Origin of the sequence: Bradyrhizobium sp. LMTR 3, assembly GCF_001693485.1 — a bacterium.
Lineage (GTDB): Bacteria > Pseudomonadota > Alphaproteobacteria > Rhizobiales > Xanthobacteraceae > Bradyrhizobium.
On sequence record NZ_MAXC01000012.1, the window covers coordinates 266,973 to 287,104 of the forward strand.

Here is a 20,132-nt window from a genome sequence, read left to right on the forward strand (position 1 = left end):
AATCCCGCCATGCACGCCCGCGAAATGATTGGTACCCACCCGGCCGTCCAAGGCCAGATCAGCGACGCCCTGATCCGTTGCATCGAGGAATGCTACTCCTGCGCCCAGACCTGCACCTCCTGCGCCGACGCCTGCCTGTCGGAGCGCATGGTTCAGGAGCTGACCCAGTGCATCCGGCTTGACCTGGATTGCGCCGATATCTGCAATATCACCGGCCGCATCATGACTCGCCGAACGGGTTTCGACGACGAAGTGATGCGCCGCATGCTCAGCGTCTGCGCCGCCACCTGCCGGCTTTGCGCGGAGGAATGCCAGCGGCACGCAGCCATGCACGAACATTGCCGTATCTGTGCGGAAAGCTGCCGCCGCTGCATGGAAGCTTGCCAGGAGGTCTCACGCGGCATGGCGCATTAGGGTACAGTCTGGCGGCCTCCTCTGAGGCTCACGAGCCGCTGATGCAACTTGAGTCGACCGTAACCTGTCCGCAATGCCATCACACGGCCATCGAGCGGATGCCGATAGACGCGTGTCAGTTCTTCGATGACTGCAAGGGTTGCGGTGCGAGGCTCAAGCCGCTCCCCGGCGATTGCTGCGTATTCTGCTCATTCGGCTCCGTGGCTTGCCCGCCAGTTCAACAAGGGGGCAAGCCAGGATGCTCTATGTGATTCAGGCGCTCCCACTGACGACCGGCAAGCCGGCGGCTCGCCACTCCGGCAACCCGTCCTCCAGGCGACGGACCTTGAAGCCGCGCGCGCGCAGTGCGGCTACCGCTTCGTAGGACAACACGCAGTAGGGTCCCCGGCAGTAAGCGACGATCTCGTTGGCGGGATCAAGCTCCGCAAGCCGCCTTTCGAGCACGCGCAGGGGAATATTCACGGCGCCCGGCAGATGCCCCAGCGCGAATTCATCCTCGGGACGAACGTCGAGAACCGTAACCGCTCCCACGCGGGATCGCTGCAAAAGCTCTTCGCGCGAGACGGCTTCGAGGGCGTCGCGCTCATTGAAATAACTGCGCACGACCTGCTCGACTTCGGCGACGCTTCGCTCGGCAACGACGCGTAACGCTGCCAGCACGTCGAGAACGCTGTCGTCCGCAAGCTGGTAGTAGACGAATTTGCCGTCACGTCTGCTTGCCACCAGGCCGGCACGACGCATTTGCTGGAGATGTTGCGAGGCGTTGGCGATCGAAAGGCCGGTCTTCTGCGCCAGAACTTCGACGCTGCGCTCCCCCTGCGCGAGTTGCTCCAGCAACTCAAGGCGGTGCGCATGCCCAAGCGTTTTCGCGACGACCGCGAATTGGGCGAACAAAACCTGCTTCGGTCCTTGGCTTGACATCGCTCACGATGAAACTATCATTCAATGGAATAATTGAATGAGATCGGCAGCTTGTCAAGCTGTTCTCAAAGTCGAGCTTTTTCGACGTCGCTGCCGGCCTGAATATGGGAGTTCTCCATGATCCTGCGCCAGTTTTTGCACTCCGATCCCGTCGCCCTCTCCTACCTGGTTGGATGCGGCGGGCGCGCCGCCGCAGCGGTGGTCGACCCGATCGGCGACATCGCCCCCTACCTGCGCGGCGCGCAAGAGACGGGAATGCGCATTCTCTATGTTATCGATACGCATCTTCATGCCGATCACGTCTCCGCCGGACGTGCGCTCGCTGAAGCAGCCGGTGCCCAATACGTGCTGTTTGCCGAAGCGGCGGTGAAATTTCCGTTCCGCGGCGTTCGCGACGGCGAGTTGCTCGAACTAGGCAACGTCTCGATCCAGGTCCTACACACGCCGGGACACACGCCGGAGCACATTTCGCTCGTCGTCACCGACCGACCGCGCGCGAATGAACCATGGTTCGTTCTGACGGGCCATACCCTCATGGTCGGCGACCTCGGCAGAACCGAACTGGCTACCAGCGCTGAGCAAGGCGCGCGCGCTCTGTTCCAAAGCGCGCAAAGGCTCAAATCGCTGCCGGACCATCTGGAGGTGTTGCCCGGCGCCTATTCAGGCTCCGTCTGCGGACGCAGCCTCAGTGGCAAGCCGACGTCCACGATCGGGTTCGAAAAACGCTACAACAACGCGTTCCGGATCGAGGACGAGGACGCCTTCGTGCGTGCCATGATCGCCGACGTTCCGCTGGCGCCGCCGCAGGCGGCACAGATCCGCGCCATCAATTCCGGCATGATGGCAGCGGCGGAGTGAGCGCGACCAGTAACGATCCAGTCCAGTCTCCGGCGGCTGGCATCGCCCTTGGGCTCGGCGCCAACTGGCGTCAATTTGCATTGCTGGTTCTGATCAACGCCTTTGTCGGCGGCATGGTCGGGATCGAACGTACCGTCGTGCCGTTGATCGGCGCGGACGAATTCCATCTTTCTTCCACGACGTTTGTCGTCTCGTTCATTGTCAGCTTCGGTGTCGTCAAGGCTTGCGCCAACCTTGTTTCAGGGCAACTGGCCGATGTCTGGGGCCGCAAGCGCGTGCTGATCCTGGGCTGGATGTTCGGCCTGCCCGTACCCTTCATGATCATGTGGGCGCCGAGCTGGAATTGGGTCATCGCCGCCAATGTGTTGCTCGGCATCAATCAAGGGCTTGCCTGGTCGATGACCGTCATCATGAAGGTCGACCTCGTCGGCCCAAAATCGCGGGGCCTGGCCGTCGGCCTCAACGAGTTTGCCGGCTATCTGGCGGTCGGCTTGACGGCCTTCTTCACCGGCTACATCGCGGCGAACTACGGTCTCCGGCCGGCGCCGATCTACCTGGGTGTCGGCTATGCGGTCTGCGGCGCGCTGCTCTCCATTTTTCTGGTCCGGGATACGCGCGATCACGTTCGACTGGAGATAGGCAACACTGCGCGCCCGAGCCCCACGATCGGCTTCTGGGAAATCTTTACGCTCACCTCGTTGCGCGATCGGAATCTGTTCGCCGCCTCGCAGGCGGGGCTCGTCAACAATCTCAACGACGGCATGAGTTGGGGAATCTTTCCGCTGTTCTTCCAGTCTTTCGGCCTCGGTGTCGAGCGCATCGGCATCCTCAAGGCTGTGTACCCCGCCACCTGGGGCATCCTGCAGGTCGCGACCGGTCCGCTGAGCGATCGATGGGGCCGCAAGGGACTGATCGTCGCCGGCATGTGGGTGCAGGCTGCCGGCCTGTTTCTCACGGCCCTTACCCGTCACTTCGAGTACTGGCTGATCGGCAGCCTCCTGCTCGGGATCGGCACTGCGATGGTGTATCCAAGCCTGATCGCAGCCGTTTCCGATGCCTCGCATCCCACATGGCGCGCCCGCTCGCTTAGCGTTTATCGCTTCTGGCGCGACCTCGGTTATGCGATCGGCGCACTCTCTGCCGGCATCATTGCAGACGTTCTGGGATTCGCATGGGCAATCGGGATCGTCGCGGCGCTGACCTTCCTCTCGGGTGTGGTGGTGGCCGTGTTCATGCGCGAGCGCTCAGTTCCGTAACTCTGACTCATAGAGATCATGAACTCGCAACGGATCTATCTCGATTACAACGCGAGCACGCCGATCGACCCGGCCGTTGCCGCCGCAATGACACCGCTTCTCGAGAATCATTACGGCAATCCATCTAGCGGTCATTGGGCGTCCGGCGAGGCAAAGGCCGCGCTCGAGGCCGCGCGCGGCCAGGTCGCCGCCCTGCTCGGCTGCAATGAAGACGAAATTGTCTTCACGAGTGGGGGCAGCGAGGCGAACAATCTCGCGATAAAGGGCGTGTTCTTTGTCGGCCGCGACAAAGGCGATCACATCATCACCACCCGGATCGAGCACCCGGCGATAACAGAACCGTGCCGGTTTCTCGAACGCCTGGGCGCAAGGGTCACCTATTTGCCCGTCGATAGCGCCGGTCGGATCGACCCCGACGATCTTCGCAAGGCGATCACATCGCGCACGATCCTTGTCAGCATCATGCACGCCAACAACGAGGTCGGCACGCTCCAGCCGATCGAGGATTGTGCGCGCATCGCTCATGAGTGCGGCATCGCCTTTCATACCGACGCCGCCCAATCCGTTGGCAAAGTGCCGACCGACGTAAGCCAACTCGGCGTCGATCTCCTTTCGATCGCCGGCCACAAGGTCTATGCCCCCAAGGGAATTGGCGCCCTGTACGTGCGTCGCGGCCTGTCGATCGAGCCGCTGATCCACGGTGCCGGGCATGAACGCGGCCGGCGAGCCGGCACCGAAAGCGCGCTGCTTGCGGTGGGCCTTGGGAAAGCCTGCGAGCTTGCGCGCAATCTTGCGCCTTTGGATCAGGTGCGCATCCTGCGCGATCATTTCTGGCAACGGTTGCAGCAGCAGTTCGGAAATCGCGTGGCGCTCAATGGGCATCCAGTCCATCGGCTGCCAAACACGCTCAATGCTTCCTTTGTCGGCCGCATCGGCACCGAGATATTGACGCAGTTGGACGGTATCGCGGCCTCGACCGGATCGGCGTGCCACTCCGGCCGGATTGAGCTCTCGCCGGTCCTGCAAGCCATGAGCGTTGCTCCAGAAGTCGGCATGGGGGCGGTCCGGTTCAGCCTGGGGCGAGGGACGACGCGGAGCGAGATCGATACCGTGGTCGAACGTCTGATCGAAATACTCGACCGTGAGGAATGACGAATCCACGGAGCCCGTCATCGCGCGAGGCCTTCATCCAGCGCGTCGACCCACCGAACACCGGCGCTGGTCGTCAGGAACGGCCTGAGCCAACGATAATCTATAACTAGCAGACTATGGTTGTTGCCGAGGGCTTAAACCATTCGACGACATGGCAGGCGGGAATGACGCCAATCTGCACCCTCACCTCCAATGCCGCGGCCAGACCCTCAGGCGCTGCCACATTCCAGCTTGACTAATCAATACCTCGACGGTTATGTATCAATCAATAACCATCGAGCTATCGATTTCGAATGCCCAACGCTCATGATGTGCTGTTCAGAACACTCGCCGACCCGAGCCGCCGGGCGATCTTTGAGCGGCTGTGCCGCGAAGGAGAGCAGACGGTCGGGGCCCTGACCGCCCGGGCCGGGATCTCGCAGCCGGCCGTCTCGAAGCATCTTGGCGTTCTGAAACAGGCGGGGCTGGTGCGCGACCGCCACGAAGGCCGCCAGACGCACTATAGCGCGCAGCTCGGCGCCCTCGCCCCGCTGATCGACTGGACCAGCGAGATGGCCGGGTTCTGGCAGAGGCGGTTCGACGATCTCGAAGACCTGCTCAAACGGATGGACCAATGACCGATCGTGCGACCGAAACGCGTTCCGTCGTTGTCGAACGCGAAATAGCTCATTCGCCGGAAAAGCTGTGGCGTGCGCTGACGCAACCGCACCTGATCGAGGAGTGGCTGATGAAGAACGACTTCAAGCCGGCCGTGGGCCATCGCTTCAATCTTCGCGGCGAATGGGGCGGCGTGCTGGACTGCGAGGTCCTCGCCATCGAGCCGAACAAGACGCTCTCCTACACCTGGAATTTCAAGCACGACGATGCGGCCTACGATCTGCAGAGCGTGGTGACCTTTACGCTCACCCCAACGGGCACGGGCACCAGGCTGCGCATGGAGCAGACAGGCTTCCGGCCCGATCAGAAGCAGGCCTATGGCGGCGCCCACGCCGGATGGAAGCAGTTCTTTGCGAAGCTGGAGGAGGTTCTGGCGCGAACGGACTGAGTCTGCCGCGTCGCGTTCGTTTCAAGGGAGGTTTCATTGAACTGGAATACGTGTATTCGGCAAATCCACCGCTGGCTGTCCATTGCCTTTACGGTGGCCGTGATCATCAACGTCGTTGCCATGGCGCAAGAGAAACAAGCAATCTGGGTCGGCCTTCTGGCGCTGTTCCCGCTCATTCTGTTGCTGCTCACCGGTCTGTACTTGTTCGCGCTGCCCCATGCCGCCAAATGGCGTAGCGTGCGAGGCATCAGCGGATTGGAGTGAACCCAATGGCCGGCAGGACGTCCGCGAAGTCGGCGAAAAAGACTGCAAAGCCCGTCCTTCTCTCAGGCGGCAATCCTCAGATCGCGAAGGGATACGGCGATGCCCCCGTGCAGGCCTACATCGCGGCCATGCCGGGCTGGAAACGCGACGTCGGGCGCCACCTCGACGCGCTGATCGTCCGCACCGTTCCCGGCGTGCACAAGGCGGTCAAATGGAATACGCCTTTTTATGGCGTCGAGGATCAGGGCGGCTGGTTCCTCGCCTTCCATTGCTTCACCAAGTACGTCAAAGTGACTTTCTTCCGCGGCACGTCGCTCCACCCTATCCCGCCCGGCGAGTCCAAGCACAAGGAAGTGCGCTATCTCGACATCTATGAGGACGGCCTTGACGAAGCGCAGCTTGTTGCCTGGGTGAAGCAAGCGAGCCAGTTGCCCGGCGAACGATTGTGAGCAAACGATAATAGCCATGAAGAAAGCAACAACGAAGAAGAGCGGCGCGAGCGAAGGAAAAGGCGGAAGCTCTCCCTCTCAGCACATCGATGGGCGAATCAAGGAGCTGGGCGATTGGCGCGGCGAGATGCTCGCGCAGATCCGAAGCATCATCAAGCAGGCCGATCCCGAAGTGGTCGAGGAGTGGAAGTGGCGCGGCGTTCCGGTGTGGGAGCACGACGGCATCATCTGCACCGGAGAGACCTACAAGGCGGTCGTGAAGATGACCTTTGCCAAGGGCGCCTCGCTGGAGGACCCGTCAGACCTCTTCAACTCCAGCTTGGAGGGCAACACCCGGCGCGCCATCGATTTCCACGAAGGCGACAAGATCGACGAAAAGGCATTGAAGGCGCTCATTCGCGAGGCCGTGGCACTGAACACGTCGAAGCGAGCGGCCGCACGACCCGCCAGCGCTCGGAAGAAATCAAGGAGCGCTTGAGCAAACGGAGGAGCTGGCTATCACCGGGGATGAAGCTGCAGCTCCAGCAATGCGAGCCGTTGCAGGACAATCGGGTCACGCTCTCCGCTGTGAGCGGCGCGCAGGATCGCTTCCGCGATCAACTGAACGTGGTGGGAATGGACGGGCTCTGGGAGCGTAGCGACGGCGGCGTCAAGCGCCTGCTCCATCACCGAGATGACCTCGGGCGGGAACGACGCGTTTGCAAAATCCTTCATGGCCGGCGGCTAAAAGAAAGCGGTCGCCGATGCGCCATGTAAACGGGACTGCATCGGGAGCCGCTCGAGTTCATGTGTCTATCCCTGACACAGATTGCATAATTTTCCCGGGCCTGGATCGTTCCAATGACGCGAACAAAATCGCTGCGTCCGATCGACCCAAGCGCGGCTGGACCAGCGGCTGGACCGCCGCCACCGCACGATCGGACGTTCAGACGGCCGGATCCTGGTGCAGGTAACGGTCGTCAAACTGCGCCAACTCCGCGAGCCTTGTTTCGTCGAGCACGTGCACTTGCCCCCGGCTGACGTCGACGATCCCATCCTCGCGCAGTTGCCTGATGATGCGGTTCGCATGCACTGGCGTGATGCCCAGCGCCTCGCCGATCTGCTCTTGGGTAAGCGGAAATTCGAACGTGGCAGGCGCCGTGCCTCCCCTGATTGCAAGAAGACGCTCGCGAAGTTCGAGCGCGATATGGACAAGCCGGGCCGGCGCCGGCCGCTGTCCGACATTGACGATCCACTCCCGAAATATCGCGGAATCGATCAAGGTATCGCGCCAGAGCGCGTCCGCAACATTCGGTCTCACATGCGTCAGGTCTAGCAGCGAGGCATGACTGATGAACCCTAGCGTCGAGGGGACCAGCGTAGCGAGATCATGATCCATCCTGCGCAGGTGCAAACTCTGAAGGTCGGGTATCTCGCCGGGGATGTGAATCGAGAGAATTTGCCGCTGGCCGGCCTCTGTCGTTTTGGAACGAATACAGAAGCCCTCGATGATCAGGCAGCATTCCGACGGACGTTCGCCGTCAGATACGATGGCTCTTGCGCCTTCCCAGTGGCGAACCGCAATCGGAAGCGAACGGATCGCGGCAATATCAGCCGGATCGAGTTTCGAGACGGTATCGAGCCGCCGCAACAAGCTTGCCAACACCGAAGCCCGATCCACGCGCCTGTCCTGTTCGATTGAATGATCTTCTGCCTCTGAGTGAAACGAAATCTGCCCGATGCCGGTTCCAAACAAAGGTTAAGGATAGGATTGCCGGGACGTGGAAGGGTCGAAGCCAGCAAGGAGATCCGTCCATGAAGAAAAAACGTAATCGCAGCCGCCCAGCCCTTCCGCTTCAGGAGCGCCTCAAGCAAATTGCCCTTCGCGCCCGCGAAAAGGCCGAGAGCTCACCGCCAGGACAGGAGCGTGATCGTTTGATGCGGGCGGCGGTCGCGACCGAGTCGGCAGCGGCCCTCGAACGCTGGCTGACGTCGCCTGGATTGCAGCGCCCGAAATAGCGCTGCGGTCTTCCGGCCTATCTGGATTTGCCGGCACAAACGTGAATGACGTACAGCGGATTTGCGAATTCGTCGGTGACTTCCATCCGCCAGTCCTTGCCCGGACGCAGCCTCCCATCGAGATCCTGGATGATCTGCCCCGCCGTCACGGTCGCCTCCCGCCAGGCGGCTTGCAGATCGGGCAGTTCCTCCCCTTCCTCGTCCAGTTCAGCTCTGTCGTGATACACGTTAAAGAAGTAGCGCGGCATGCGGACTGTTCCTTAATGGCGGGCGGCCTTTCGCTCGATCCGTACGCCTTTGAGCTTCGCGGTCGCTTCTTTTCGGGCTGGCTTCCTCACCGCCATGTCCGTTTTCTGTGTCGGCTGCATGACGCAGTAGTGAAGTCACGACCCTGCTAAATGTTCCTACGCCGGAACGCAGTCGCCGGAGCGCGGCGCATGCTTGCGATTGAGCAAGAACAGCGGCGGGCTGTGCGGCCGTCCGCCTCTCTGCCCGACATGGAACGAATTGAAAAAAGCGGGCTTAATTCCCCGTTCTGCAGTCCGGGAGTTATTGATGCGTACCGCCGGCTCGGGTCCGTCGATTGTGCCACACGGTGACGAGCACGACGTCTATGTCGTCGAGCATGACTCCCGCGAGCACGGCCAGATCTGGGCAGAAGTCAGTTCCGAGGCTTCGGGATTTGAGCCGGTTGTGATAGACCTGCTCACCGGCCAGTACACCAATCCGATCCGGGTGATTGCTTTCAACGTGGCCCAAGGGTGGTGTCGTGACGCTTCGGTGGATGTCGCGCACGAGCTACGGCGACGCTGCGATCTCCAGCTACGCGACATTCCGTTTTTCCTGCAGGATTTTGTCGATCGCCATGAGGGCCGCTATCGGGACGTCCAGTTGCCGCTGCCGATGCGGCTGTACTAGAGCGTTTTCGAGCGAAAGCCTGCCCCGGACTTGATCCGGGGTGGGCACCGGTTCGCGTCAAGAAAACGCGTCAAAATAGGAATCTAGAGCCCGGTTCAGAACCGGGCTCTAGGCCATGGCCCGATCAACGCGGAAGCCGTCGCCGTTCTCCTCACAGCTCCGCACGCTGCGGCACTCCCGCGCTCACTCGGTGGTGATGCCGAGCGCACGAACGAGTTCACCCCGCGCTTGATAGTCGATCCCGATCTGGCGCTTGAAATCATCAGGCGTGCCGCCGACGGCGACCATGCCCTGCTTGTCCAGCCAGGCCCGCATCGTGTCCGTGGCAAGCACCGCATTCACTTCCTTGTTCAAGGTCGTGATGACGGGCGTTGGGGTCGTCTTGGGCAGCATGAACCCGATATAGCTGATGATCTTGAACCCCGCGAAGGTTTCGCTGATGGCCGGAACGTTGGGCAGCAACGCGTAGCGCTTCTCCGACGTGACGCCGAGCAGCTTGATCTTGCCGGCTGCAGCCAGCGGCTCCACCGCCGTGGGTGCGCCGAACAGCAGCGGGATCTGCCCGCCCAGGAGATCATTCACCGACGCCGCCGTTCCCTTGTAGGGAATGTGGGTCATGGTGAAGCCGCCGTATTTCTGCAGCATCTCGCCGGCGAGGCGGTGCGGCGTCGAGCTGCCGGAGGTGCCGAAACTCAAATTCTGAGTCTTCTGCTTGCCCAAAGCAACCAACTCGGCAACCGAATTCGCCGGCAAATTGTTGGCCGCGGCAAGCAGAAGCGGCGACCACGCGACGTTGACGACCGGCTCCATAGCGGTCGAAAGGTCGAAATGGTTGCTGGTGGCGAGGTGCGGATCGATGGTGACCATCGCATCCGTCACCATCAGGATCGTGTATCCGTCAGGCTCGGCGCGTGCCGCCGCCTGCGCCGCGATCATGCCGTTGGCGCCCGTCTTGTTCTCGATGACGATGGATGTTTTGAGGTTCTCGCCGAGTTGCTTGCCGATGGTCCGGGCCAGCGCGTCGGCCTGTCCGCCCGCGGAATAGCCTACCAGGATGGTGATTGACCGCGACGGGTATGGCTGCGCCTTGGCGCTCGGCACCATCGCAACCAGCGCCACCGCAACGACCGCGGCGCCGAGAATGCGCGCCTTCACTCGAAACAGTCTATCGGAAATCATGTTCCGTCTCCTCCCTGACCATTGGCGTTATGAAGGCGGTCGAACCGCTCTTTTCATTGTTCGCTTTTTTCGCTTCTATGCAGGCACGCTCGCAGCCGGGCCCAGTACGCCCATCGAGCGCAGATCGGCAATTTCACGCTCCGAGTATCCGGCCGCTTGCAAAATTTCATCGGCATGCTCACCGACCTGCGGCGGCTGGCGCTCAAGCCCCGGTCTTTCCCGCGCTTCGCCGAACTCCACCGGCAGCGCCGGGATTCCAACCAGCGGTCCACCACCGAATGCCGAAACGGCGGTTGCGAGCAGGCCGCCATTGGCAAGCAGATGCGGATCGGTCGACAATTCGTCGGGCCGCCCTACGCGCGAATAGGCGACCCGCGCCGCCTCGCACTTTTCGAGGATTTCGTTCAGCGGCAGTTTCGTGATCCGCCGCTCCAGTTCGGGCAACATCCACTCGCGCGCCTCGCAACGATTGGCGTTGCCGACGAGCCTCGGATCATCGCGCCAGTCATCGAAGCCGAACGCGTCGCAGAAGCGCTGCCAGTGTCCGTCCGACGTGCAGCCGATGAAGACCTGGCCGCCGTCGGAAGCCGTGAAAACGTCATAGACGCCCCAGGCGTTTTTACGTGCCGGCATCGGTGGCATTGGCCCGCCGGTGACGACGCTGCCAACGACGACCGCGCCGAGCATGAAGGTAGCGCTTTCAAACAGCGAACTCGCAACCTTCTGCCCCACGCCGGTAACGTCGCGCTCGCGAAGCGCGGCCAGCGCGGCGACCACGCCGAACACGCCGCCGAGAATGTCGATGACCGGCGCGCCCGCGCGCAGCGGCCGCCCCGGCGGCCCGGTCATATAGGCAAGCCCGGACTGCATCTGCACCACCTCGTCGAGCGCGCCGCGGTTCTCGTAGGGTCCCTTCAGAAATCCCTTCATCGAGAGGTACACAAGACGCGGGTTGATCCGGCGCAGATCCTCCCAACCGCACTTCAGCCGCTCGATCGTTCCCGGGCCGAAATTTTCCAGCACGACATCGGCGTCCTTCACCAGCCGATGCACGATCGCCTGTCCCTCGAGCCGCTTCAGGTCGATCGCGACCGAGCGCTTGTTGCGGTTGTAGGTCGCGAAAAAGCCGGCCGCGAAACCCGGCAGCCGCCGCGTCGGATCGCCCTCGGCCGGCTCGATCTTCACCACGTCGGCGCCGAGATCGGCAAACAGGACACCCGCGCACGGCCCCATGATGGTGTGACCGAAGTCGAGCACCTTCAGCCCTGCAAGCGGTCTGGAGGAAGTCGTCATGCAGCCGGTCTCCTGAAGGCGGCGAGCGTTCCTGATCGCAGCGCCGCGCTCGGCAGCCGGTGTCCGACGATCCGCTCGGCAAGACGCCCGGCCTCGATCAAAGCTGTGATGTTCAAGCCGGTGGAGATGCCCATCTCCTCGCACAGCAAAGCGAGCTCTTCGGTGGCGATGTTACCCGGCGCACCGGGTTGGCCGGCAAACGGACAGCCGCCGAGCCCCGCCACCGCCGCATCGAAAGCCGTGACTCCGAGCCGCAGGCCCTCATAGGCGCAGGCGATGCCCTGCCCACGCGTATCGTGGAGGTGAAGCGCGATCCGCAAATCGTCCCAGCGGTCGCGAACGGCGCCGATGGCGGCAGCGACCCGCCTCGGCGTGGCCCAGCCCATGGAATCCGCCAGCGCAACGTCGCGCACCTCTACGCCGGCTTCGCGCGCGATGGCGAGCGCGTCCGAAACTGTCGCTACGACCTCTGCCGGTGAGATGTCGCCTGCAAAGTTGCAGCCGAACGCGGCCATGACGATGATCTTGGCGATCGGCACGCCGGCTTCCCGATGCACACGCACGTACTTGCGCATGGCTTCGATCTGTCCGGCGCGGTCCCGGTTGAGATTCCTGATTGCGAACGGCTCGGATGCGCTCAGCGAGATAAACCCGGCAAGGGTCAGCTTCCCCTTGAACGCCAGCGCGCGCTGCAAGCCGCTCTCGTTGAACCACAATGCGGAGTACTCGACGCCTTCACGCGGGGTGAACCCTTCAATCAAGGCCTCGGCGTCGGCCCAACCCGGGACGTGCTTGGGATTGACGAAGGAGGCGATCTGGATCCGGCGAAGCCCGCATGCGGAGAGCGCATCGATCAGCGCGATCTTGTCGGCGGTCGCGATCGGGCCCGGCTCGATCTGAAAGCCTTCGCGCGGCCCCTCCTCGCTGATGACGACGCTATCAGGCAGGTCCATGCGCCAGCGCTCCTCGGGGGTCGTCCTTGTTGATTGCGGGCGAGCTTGCCGTGCGCATCGGTATCTGACAAATATAATATGAAGATCATTATGTTCTAATAATTAGATGACAGGGAGCGGTTCGATGGCGCTCGGATTGCGGCAGCTTCGCTACTTCATCGCCATCGCCGACGCCGGCGTATTGTCGCGGGCTGCGGAGGCACTCAACGTCGCCCAGTCGGCGTTGAGCCATCACGTCGCCGCGCTCGAAACCGATCTGGGCGTGAAGCTGTTGGAACGCAGGCCACGCGGCATCGCGCTGACCGCGGCCGGCCGGCGGCTTTACGAGCACGCCAGCGCCGTGCTGTCGGCGCTCGGCAAGGCGGAAGAGGACGTGCGGACTTTCAATGAGGCCGCGACAGGTCCGGTTTGCCTCGGCCTCAGCCATACCGCGATCTCCATGGTCGCGCTCGACGTGATGAAGGCGGTGCGAAAAAATTCCCCAGGCGTACACCTGACGGTCGTCGAGGCGTTGTCACCGGCGCTGATCGAGCGCGTCTTCTCAGGGACAGTCGATCTCGCACTCGCCTATAATCCGCCCCGGGATGCCCGCCTGGACGTCGAGTGGCTGCAGGAGGAAGATCTCTATCTCGTCGGGCATCCGAGTCTGATCGGAAAATCTTCCAGTCCGATCGCCTTCTCCGCGATCCCGCAACGAAGCGTGGTTGGACTGACGCCGATGCCGACATCGCGCGCCATCATCCAGACCCAGGTTCTCCGCAATCAGATCACGCCGAGCGAAACGCTCGAAGTCGATTCATTGTCGGCATTGCGAATGGCGCTCGAGGCCGGTTTAGGATGCGCGATCCTCTCCCGCGCAACCGTTCTCGCCGATTTGGCGGCGGAGAAATATCACGCACGGCGCATCATCGATCCGCCGCTGACGCGTTCATGCGCGCTGGTTTCGCTCGCTGACCGTCCGCAAACAAAAGCCTTTCTCGAGGTACGCAAGACAATGGTCGAGGTGGTCCGCTCAGCAGTCAACGCAGGGCGATGGCCGGCAAAGGGAAACGGCCGCCGGAGCAAGCGCGCCGCGATCTAGGTTCGGGACACTCTGCAACACGAGGGCCTCTTCCCGCGAAATTATCTGGGCGGCATTCGCTCGAATTTCTGCAACGAGGAATCCATGATGTCCCACGCATGGCCGCGGACGCCGTACGTGACGAGTTGCGGATTGAATTGGCTTGGGTCGTCCAGGCTGGTCGCGTGGACTGCTATCGGTTCCGGGTTGGCAACGAATGTCAGGTAGACCGGCGTTCCACAGGTCGGGCAGAAGGCGTGGACCTTTTCATTCCCGTTGTCGTCCGCCACCCGCCATTCTTTCGCTTCGCCCGTAATTGCCACGTCGGCTCGCCGGGGGAAGACCAGGTAGGATCCATGCCCCGTGCCGCTTCGCTTCTGACAATCGCGGCATTGGCAGTGGCTTTCGACGAGAGGTTCACTGCTCGTTTCGTAACGGATCGCGCCGCACGCACACCCGCCGATAAAGGGCTTGGCCATGGTCATTCTCCCGCTTCTGATTGACACGGCAGGGGATCAGGCCGATTTCGGCTTGGCGAAGACGTCGAGGCCGTGGCCGGTTTCCAGCAAGGATTTCAGGCTGGCGAGAACGACGGGCCAACCTTTCTTGATGCCGTTCGCCATCCCGCTGCCGGCTGCGAGTTCGTCATGTGTGACCGTCAGCCGGACCATGTCCTCGTATTCCTCGGTCTCGAATGTCACCCGGCTGTAGGCGGAAGGATCGGAGGCCTGCGACGCATTCGCCCAGGTGATGACGAGACGGGTCGGCGGCGAGACCTCGACGACCTTGCCGACCAGTTCGACGGTCCGTTGATCATTGGCGCGGATGTGCTCCCATTTCGATCCGGGATTCCAGTCAGAGACGTTCTCGTGGCCCCAGTAGCGCCTTGCGATCTCCGGCTTCGTGATGGCCTCGAACACCTTTTCCGGCGTCGAGCGAATATAGGTCACGTAGACAAAGCTGGTCGTCTCTTTGGTCATTGTCATTCTCCTTCGAGTTCTTTCTTCAGATCGTGCAGCAGGCTGAGCCGCTGTCGTTCGAATTTCCGCACCCACCGCTCGTAGACCTCATGAAGCGGCACGGGGTTGATGAAATGCAGCTTTTCCCTGCCGCGCTTGACCGTGCTCACCAGATTGGCCGCCTCCAGGATTTCGAGGTGCTGCGTGGCGGATTGCCGGGCCATGTCCAGGTTTTCGCAAAGCTGGCCGAGCGTCTGCCCGTTCTTTTCACAGAGAAGATCAAGCAGCTTTCTGCGTGTCGGGTCGCCCAGCGCTTTGAAAACCTTGTCGGCCTGCATCGGTCTCACTCTACGAAGAACATAATATGCAGGTAAATACCTGCATGTCAAGCAAGAGGGCAACGCGTCATCAGGTCATTCGTCACCTTGCTGTGATTAGGGAAGGACGATCAGAACTATTGATCGGCGGACGTGGTGTCCGTGCGTTGACGCGATCGCGCTTCTGCCGCCTGGATCGCCTGCCAGATGCGCGAGGGCGTTGCGGGCATGTCGAGATGGCGCACGCCGAGCGGCGCGAGCGCGTTCATCACGGCATTCATGATGGTGGCGGGTGCTGCGATGGCGCCGGCCTGACCGCTTCCCTTGACGCCGAGCCGGTTGGCACGGCTTGGAAAATCAGGCGTGAGATCGCCCTCGAACGCGGGTAGATCGCCTGCGCGCGGCAGCGCATAATCCATCAGCGAGCCCGATAGAATCTGCCCTGTCTCGGCATCGAACAGCGCGTGCTCGAACAACGCCTGCCCAATGCCTTGCGTCACGCCGCCATGCACCTGCCCCAGCGTCTGGCGGGGATCGAGCAGGCGGCCGTAGTCATCAAAGATGACGTAGCGGTCGAGCCTCACCTCGCCGGTTTCGGGGGCGATCTCGACTTCCGCGACATGGCAGCCGTTGGGAAACGTGTAGCGGTCGCACAGATGGGTCGCCCTATGCGCCAGTCCGGGCGCGACGTCGTCGCCGGCAAGCTGATAGGAGGCGCGCGCCACCTCATCAAGGCTGATCTCTTGCCCGGTCGCAGCAACGCGCAACTGGCCGGCTTCATACTGAACCGCATCCACGCCGACCTGCAGCAGGCGCGCGGCAAGCCGCCGCGCATTCTCGATCAGGCCTTCCGCCGCCATCAACAGCGCGGTGCCGCCCTGGTGCATCGAGCGCGCGCCGCCGTGCCCGCCGCCGGAATCAAGATCGTCCGTATCGCCCTGCCGAAACCGGAAGCGCTCCAGCGGCAAGCTCAGCGCATCGGCCGCGATCCGGGCGTAGGTGGTCTCGTGGCCCTGACCGTTGGAATGCGTGCCGACCTTCAGGTCGATCAGGCCATCCTCACCGAACTGCACTTCCGCCACTTCATTGGGCTGGCCGCGCGCGGTCTCGAGAAAGCAGGCAAGCCCGAGGCCACGCAGCCGGCCCAGCTTGCGTGAATTTTTCTGGCGCGCCTTGAAACCCTCCGCGGCAGTCGCGGCGTGATCGATCGCGTGGGCAAAGCTGCCCTGCTCGACCGAAAGTCCCATCGCGCTGCTGTAAGGGAAGCGACGCATGATGTTCTTGCGCCGCAGCTTCAGTGCATCCATCCCGAGCCGGTGGGCCGCGATATCGATGCAGCGCTCGATCAGATAATTCGCCTCCGGCTTGCCCGCGCCGCGATAGGCATCGACCGGCGTCGTATTGGTGAACACGCCCTTGGTCTCGAATGCGATCAGCGGAATGTCGTAGACGCCGCCCATCGCGCTCGCCATCGCCATGGTCGGCACGGCCGGCGCCACCGTCGAGACATAGGCGCCGAGATTGGCGAAAACTTTCGTGTCGAGCGCCAGGAAACGGCCATCGCGATCGAGCGCCAGGCGGGCCCTAATGACGCTGTCGCGGCCATGCGCGGAGCCGGTAAAGTCCTCGCTGCGATCGCCGATCCACGTGACCGGGCGGCCGAGCCTGCGCGCCGCCCACAGCACCAGCACCCATTCCGGATAGAGCACGTTCTTCATCCCGAAGCCGCCGCCGACATCGGGAATGCTGACGCGAAGTTTTTCTCGACTGACGCGAAAGACACGGTCGGCGAGCAGGTCGCGGATCGCATGCGCGCCGGCGGCCGAGGCGGTCAGGTGCAGCCGGCCGCTCGCGGCATCGAACTGCCCGATCGCACCGCGTGTCTCCAGCGGCGCGGCAACGACGCGGTTGTTGACCAGCTCGCATTCCACGACGTGGGCGGCGGCGCGGATCGCCGCTTCCACCGGACCGGTCTCGCCGCGGTTGAACTGGAACGCGATGTTGCCAGTAGCCTCCGGCCAGATCGACGGGGCATCCGGCAAAATCGCCGCTGCGATCGAGACCACCGGTGGCAGCGGCTCATAGTCGACGACGATAGCCTCGGCGGCATCGCGCGCGGCCTCAGTGGTTTCCGCAACCACGAACGCGACCGGTTCGCCGACATGGCGCACCACGCCGCGCGCCAGCGCGTGATAGGGCGGCACCACGAGCGGCGTGGTCATCGGGATGCTGGTCACCGCGCACGGCAACGGGCCGATATCGTCGGATGCCAATTCGGCCCCCGTGAGCACGGCCGCGACGCCGGGCGTGCTGCGCGCCGCCTCGATGCCGATCGCGGTGATGCGTGCATGCGCGTGCGGCGAGCGAACGACGACGCCATGAAGCGCCTCTCGCGCCACGAGATCGGCGACGTAGCGCCCGCGCCCCTGCACGAAGCGCGCGTCTTCAAGGCGGTCGAGGCTGCGCCCCAATAACGGTTCGGTCATGTGAAGCTGTATGGAATTAGGCGGCGGCAAAGGCAATCGGAAGCCCCCGTCATCACGCAAGGCATCGGCCCGAAACAAATATCTTTAATAAAATCAACTAGTTACTACAGAGCCGTTGCAGGAGAATGCCGGGCGTTCCGGCGCGGTACCGCCTGCTTACGGGCTGCGGGTGCACCGTGCACCCGGCAGCCTTCTGTTCTCATCTGATACAATGACTGTGCCGACCTCGCCATCCAGGCTGCGAGATCGCAGGTCTTGCCACGGGGTCTTGCCTACGCCGTCGCCGAGTGCTCCGCGCCCTGCAGCCTGCGCTTGCGCCAGACCGAGCCCACCAAAAGCACCACGGCGATGCCGATGAGTCCAAGGATCACCTCGCCGCCATGGCCGCCATTGGCGAACTGCGGCGCCATGCCGATCGATTTGAGGACACCATCGAGGCCGACACCGACCGGACCGTTGAAGAATGCGTGCAGAGACGGTTGCAGCGCCGGGTCGGTTGCCATCACCTCGCCCGCGACCCAGCCCAGCAAGCCTGCGCCGGCCCACACCAGCGCGGGAAGACGCGTCAGCAACGCCATGATCAGCGCAGCGCCTGCGACGATCAGGGGAACGCTGATGGCAAGGCCGATGACGAGCAGCGGAATGCTGCCATTGGCGGCCGCGGCGACCGCGATGACGTTGTCGAGGCTCATGACGATGTCGGCGATCGCCACGATCTGCACCGCTGCCCATAGATGCGCAGCCGCATCGACGTCGCCCTCGTCCTCGTGTTCAGGCACCAGAAGCTTTGCCGCGATGAAGAGCAGCGCCAGGCCGCCGACCAGCTTGAGGAACGGCAGCCCCATCAGCGTCACGACGATGCCGGTGAAGATGATGCGCAGCAGCACGGCAACGCCGGCGCCGAGGATCATGCCCCAGAACCGCTGACGCGGCGGCAGCCCGCGGCACGCCATCGCGATGACGAGCGCGTTGTCACCCGACAGCAGGATGTTGATCCACATGATCTTGCCGAGCGCGACCCAGAAGGCGGGTTGCTGCATCTCGGCCTGGAACTGGGTGAAGAACGCCGAGATCGTCGCCGGATCGAAGATTTGCAACAGCCAGTTCACAGCATTCCCCCCTCGGCCTGTTCAGCCGTTTCGCACGGCCATTGGCCGCTATTCAAGTTGTTCAGCCGACGATTTCGTTACCGGAAAAGAACTGCGCGATTTCGATCGCGGCGGTCTCCGGCGCGTCCGAACCATGCACCGAGTTCTCGCCGATCGACTTCGCATGGACCTTGCGGATCGTACCCTCCGCCGCCTTCGACGGATCGGTGGCCCCCATGACGTCGCGGTATTTGGCGATAGCGCCCTCGCCTTCCAGCACCTGCACGACGACCGGGCCGGAGGTCATGAAGTCGACCAGTTCGCCGAAGAACGGACGCGCCTTGTGAACGGCATAGAAGGTTTCCGCCTGTTCGCGGGTCATGCGAATGCGCTTCTGGGCGACGATCCGCAAGCCGGCCTTCTCGATCAACGCGTTGACGGCGCCGGTCAAATTGCGCGCAATCGCGTCCGGCTTGATGATCGAGAAAGTGCGTTCAATCGCCATTGTTTACGTCCTTGCAAAACACGCTGATTTGGAGAGTTGCGGGGGCTTATATCGGCGCCACCTCGCGACGGCAAGCGACCCGGTGACGCGCCTGCCCCCGATTTTGGGCGCCTTTTCGTGCGGCACGTCACCCCGTTGGGGCGAAGATTGCCGCAATTTCAGGAAGGTGAACCCACTCTGTAACCTTCGTCACGCCGCCGTTCAGCTTCGCGGCCGTAGACTTTTCGACGATCGGACACCGGGCGCGCATCCGCGAGGCCCCGGGGCGTTACGGGAGGCGATCTCACCGATGGCGCGCATTTTCGCGCCTGAACCTTGAGGAGACGATCATGTTACGCAAACTCTCGCTCGTTGCAGTGGCCGCGGCGTCGCTGGGCGCGGCTGCGCTGGCGCCGACATCGGCCTCGGCCGGCGGCTGGCGTCACGGCTGGCACCATCATCATCATCACCATCACGGCTGGCATCATCGCCATCACGGCTGGGGCCCGCGCGTCGTCATCGGCGGCCCGGCCTATTTCGGTGGCTATGGCGGCTGTTACGTGCGGCGTCTGGTTCCGACCCCCTGGGGCCCGCGCTGGCGGCTGGTGAACCGCTGCTACTGAGCTGATTGAGCTTCTCCCTGACTGACGCCCCGGCCGCCGCGCCGGGGCTTTTTTTGTGCGGAAGCGAACAGCCAGCCGTGATTCGACCACTTGCACGCGAACGCATGGGGCTCTGCACGGGAAACAAATTTCGCGGTTGTGACTTGATCCTTCATCATTGTTGTCACTCAAGCCTTGCGAACGCCGCGAGGTGGAACTCGCGAAGAGACCGCCGATGGATGGCCGAACCATCAGAGATTTCGAACAACTCGATCATAAGACGTGCGTATCGATCTGCGACGCCATCGGCGAACGGCTTCAGCAAAACTTGCGTCCCGAAACTGAACTTCCACCGCGGCTACGACAACTCGTCGACGAGCTGCGCCGCCGCGACAACGAGCTGCATTGAGGGCCGCTGGGTAGCTGATTTTACCGA

General features: G+C 62.8%; 27 protein-coding genes. 14 read left to right on the forward strand and 13 right to left on the reverse strand.

Annotated features, from left to right (window positions below; all coding sequences use genetic code 11):
- Positions 1-9: 9 nt before the first annotated feature.
- Both LMTR3_RS10770 and LMTR3_RS39115 read left to right on the forward strand, forming a co-directional pair.
- On the forward strand, positions 10-414 hold the full coding sequence (locus LMTR3_RS10770; RefSeq protein WP_065745018.1) for a four-helix bundle copper-binding protein: 405 nt from the start codon (positions 10-12) through the stop codon (positions 412-414).
- A 41-nt stretch (positions 415-455) separates the two neighbouring features.
- The gene (locus LMTR3_RS39115; RefSeq protein WP_084029525.1) at positions 456-665 is read left to right on the forward strand and encodes a GDCCVxC domain-containing (seleno)protein; all 210 of its coding nucleotides are present in this window, start codon (positions 456-458) and stop codon (positions 663-665) included.
- Between the two features lies 1 nt (position 666).
- Here LMTR3_RS39115 and LMTR3_RS10775 read toward each other — a convergent pair whose 3' ends face one another.
- Complete coding sequence (locus tag LMTR3_RS10775) at positions 667-1,335, reverse strand: ArsR/SmtB family transcription factor (RefSeq protein ID WP_065745019.1); 669 nt, start codon at positions 1,333-1,335, stop codon at positions 667-669.
- Positions 1,336-1,452: 117 nt separating this feature from the next.
- Here LMTR3_RS10775 and LMTR3_RS10780 point away from each other — a divergent pair, with 117 nt between their 5' ends.
- The 8 genes from LMTR3_RS10780 (at position 1,453) to LMTR3_RS10815 (ending at position 6,837) form a co-directional block, all read left to right on the forward strand.
- The gene (locus tag LMTR3_RS10780; RefSeq protein ID WP_065745020.1) at positions 1,453-2,193 is read left to right on the forward strand and encodes an MBL fold metallo-hydrolase; all 741 of its coding nucleotides are present in this window, start codon (positions 1,453-1,455) and stop codon (positions 2,191-2,193) included.
- Complete coding sequence (locus LMTR3_RS10785; RefSeq protein WP_065745021.1) at positions 2,190-3,449, forward strand: MFS transporter; 1,260 nt, start codon at positions 2,190-2,192, stop codon at positions 3,447-3,449. The genes LMTR3_RS10780 and LMTR3_RS10785 overlap by 4 nt, the downstream gene beginning before the upstream one ends.
- Positions 3,450-3,536: 87 nt before the next feature.
- Positions 3,537-4,601, forward strand: a complete 1,065-nt coding sequence (locus LMTR3_RS10790; RefSeq protein WP_245319868.1) for a cysteine desulfurase family protein — start codon at positions 3,537-3,539, stop codon at positions 4,599-4,601.
- Positions 4,602-4,894: 293 nt separating this feature from the next.
- Positions 4,895-5,218: an ArsR/SmtB family transcription factor gene (locus LMTR3_RS10795; RefSeq protein WP_028346443.1), complete on the forward strand. Its 324-nt coding sequence runs from the start codon at positions 4,895-4,897 to the stop codon at positions 5,216-5,218.
- Positions 5,215-5,646, forward strand: coding sequence for an SRPBCC family protein (locus LMTR3_RS10800; protein ID WP_065745023.1), 432 nt, complete (start codon positions 5,215-5,217; stop codon positions 5,644-5,646). The genes LMTR3_RS10795 and LMTR3_RS10800 overlap by 4 nt, the downstream gene beginning before the upstream one ends.
- A gap of 36 nt (positions 5,647-5,682) precedes the next feature.
- Positions 5,683-5,910 (forward strand): hypothetical protein, encoded by a 228-nt coding sequence (locus LMTR3_RS10805; protein WP_065745024.1) that lies wholly within the window; start codon positions 5,683-5,685, stop codon positions 5,908-5,910.
- Positions 5,911-5,915: 5 nt separating this feature from the next.
- Positions 5,916-6,359, forward strand: coding sequence for a DUF1801 domain-containing protein (locus LMTR3_RS10810; protein ID WP_065745025.1), 444 nt, complete (start codon positions 5,916-5,918; stop codon positions 6,357-6,359).
- Between the two features lie 16 nt (positions 6,360-6,375).
- Positions 6,376-6,837 carry a DUF1801 domain-containing protein gene (locus LMTR3_RS10815; protein WP_065745026.1) on the forward strand — a complete coding sequence of 154 codons (462 nt, stop codon included), beginning with the start codon at positions 6,376-6,378 and terminating at the stop codon, positions 6,835-6,837.
- Between the two features lie 20 nt (positions 6,838-6,857).
- On the opposite strand, the gene LMTR3_RS10820 is transcribed toward LMTR3_RS10815, so the two are convergent.
- Both LMTR3_RS10820 and LMTR3_RS10825 read right to left on the reverse strand, forming a co-directional pair.
- Positions 6,858-7,073, reverse strand: coding sequence for a hypothetical protein (locus LMTR3_RS10820; RefSeq protein ID WP_065745027.1), 216 nt, complete (start codon positions 7,071-7,073; stop codon positions 6,858-6,860).
- A gap of 211 nt (positions 7,074-7,284) precedes the next feature.
- Positions 7,285-8,019: a Crp/Fnr family transcriptional regulator gene (locus tag LMTR3_RS10825; RefSeq protein ID WP_065745597.1), complete on the reverse strand. Its 735-nt coding sequence runs from the start codon at positions 8,017-8,019 to the stop codon at positions 7,285-7,287.
- A 134-nt stretch (positions 8,020-8,153) separates the two neighbouring features.
- Here LMTR3_RS10825 and LMTR3_RS10830 point away from each other — a divergent pair, with 134 nt between their 5' ends.
- Positions 8,154-8,357, forward strand: coding sequence for a hypothetical protein (locus LMTR3_RS10830; protein ID WP_065745028.1), 204 nt, complete (start codon positions 8,154-8,156; stop codon positions 8,355-8,357).
- A gap of 17 nt (positions 8,358-8,374) precedes the next feature.
- Here the strand turns inward: LMTR3_RS10830 and LMTR3_RS10835 are convergent, their stop codons facing one another.
- The gene (locus LMTR3_RS10835; RefSeq protein ID WP_065745029.1) at positions 8,375-8,605 is read right to left on the reverse strand and encodes a DUF6894 family protein; all 231 of its coding nucleotides are present in this window, start codon (positions 8,603-8,605) and stop codon (positions 8,375-8,377) included.
- Positions 8,606-8,912: 307 nt separating this feature from the next.
- Between LMTR3_RS10835 and LMTR3_RS10840 the strand changes: the two genes are divergently transcribed.
- Entirely contained in the window at positions 8,913-9,275 is a 363-nt protein-coding gene (locus LMTR3_RS10840) for a hypothetical protein (RefSeq protein WP_065745030.1), read from the forward strand.
- 183 nt (positions 9,276-9,458) lie between these two features.
- Here the strand turns inward: LMTR3_RS10840 and LMTR3_RS10845 are convergent, their stop codons facing one another.
- The 3 genes from LMTR3_RS10845 to LMTR3_RS10855 form a co-directional block, all read right to left on the reverse strand.
- On the reverse strand, positions 9,459-10,454 hold the full coding sequence (locus LMTR3_RS10845; RefSeq protein ID WP_065745031.1) for a Bug family tripartite tricarboxylate transporter substrate binding protein: 996 nt from the start codon (positions 10,452-10,454) through the stop codon (positions 9,459-9,461).
- Between the two features lie 75 nt (positions 10,455-10,529).
- Entirely contained in the window at positions 10,530-11,747 is a 1,218-nt protein-coding gene (locus LMTR3_RS10850) for a CaiB/BaiF CoA transferase family protein (protein WP_065745032.1), read from the reverse strand.
- Entirely contained in the window at positions 11,744-12,700 is a 957-nt protein-coding gene (locus LMTR3_RS10855) for a hydroxymethylglutaryl-CoA lyase (protein ID WP_065745033.1), read from the reverse strand. Before LMTR3_RS10855 ends, LMTR3_RS10850 begins: the two co-directional genes overlap by 4 nt.
- Before the next feature lie 124 nt (positions 12,701-12,824).
- Here LMTR3_RS10855 and LMTR3_RS10860 point away from each other — a divergent pair, with 124 nt between their 5' ends.
- Positions 12,825-13,781, forward strand: coding sequence for a LysR family transcriptional regulator (locus tag LMTR3_RS10860; RefSeq protein WP_065745034.1), 957 nt, complete (start codon positions 12,825-12,827; stop codon positions 13,779-13,781).
- 41 nt (positions 13,782-13,822) lie between these two features.
- Here LMTR3_RS10860 and LMTR3_RS10865 read toward each other — a convergent pair whose 3' ends face one another.
- The 6 genes from LMTR3_RS10865 to ndk form a co-directional block, all read right to left on the reverse strand.
- Positions 13,823-14,239, reverse strand: a complete 417-nt coding sequence (locus LMTR3_RS10865; protein ID WP_065745035.1) for a GFA family protein — start codon at positions 14,237-14,239, stop codon at positions 13,823-13,825.
- Between the two features lie 36 nt (positions 14,240-14,275).
- Positions 14,276-14,740 (reverse strand): SRPBCC family protein, encoded by a 465-nt coding sequence (locus tag LMTR3_RS10870; RefSeq protein ID WP_065745036.1) that lies wholly within the window; start codon positions 14,738-14,740, stop codon positions 14,276-14,278.
- Positions 14,741-14,742: 2 nt separating this feature from the next.
- Positions 14,743-15,057, reverse strand: coding sequence for an ArsR/SmtB family transcription factor (locus tag LMTR3_RS10875; RefSeq protein WP_065745037.1), 315 nt, complete (start codon positions 15,055-15,057; stop codon positions 14,743-14,745).
- A 116-nt stretch (positions 15,058-15,173) separates the two neighbouring features.
- A complete protein-coding gene (locus tag LMTR3_RS10880; RefSeq protein WP_065745038.1) occupies positions 15,174-17,522 on the reverse strand; it encodes a xanthine dehydrogenase family protein molybdopterin-binding subunit in 2,349 nt (782 codons plus the stop codon).
- 272 nt (positions 17,523-17,794) lie between these two features.
- Positions 17,795-18,631: a TerC family protein gene (locus tag LMTR3_RS10885; RefSeq protein ID WP_065745039.1), complete on the reverse strand. Its 837-nt coding sequence runs from the start codon at positions 18,629-18,631 to the stop codon at positions 17,795-17,797.
- A gap of 61 nt (positions 18,632-18,692) precedes the next feature.
- Positions 18,693-19,115, reverse strand: a complete 423-nt coding sequence (gene ndk / locus LMTR3_RS10890) for a nucleoside-diphosphate kinase (protein ID WP_065745040.1) — start codon at positions 19,113-19,115, stop codon at positions 18,693-18,695.
- A 329-nt stretch (positions 19,116-19,444) separates the two neighbouring features.
- Between ndk and LMTR3_RS10895 the strand changes: the two genes are divergently transcribed.
- Positions 19,445-19,717 (forward strand): sulfur globule protein precursor, encoded by a 273-nt coding sequence (locus LMTR3_RS10895; RefSeq protein WP_065745041.1) that lies wholly within the window; start codon positions 19,445-19,447, stop codon positions 19,715-19,717.
- Positions 19,718-20,132 lie beyond the last annotated feature (415 nt).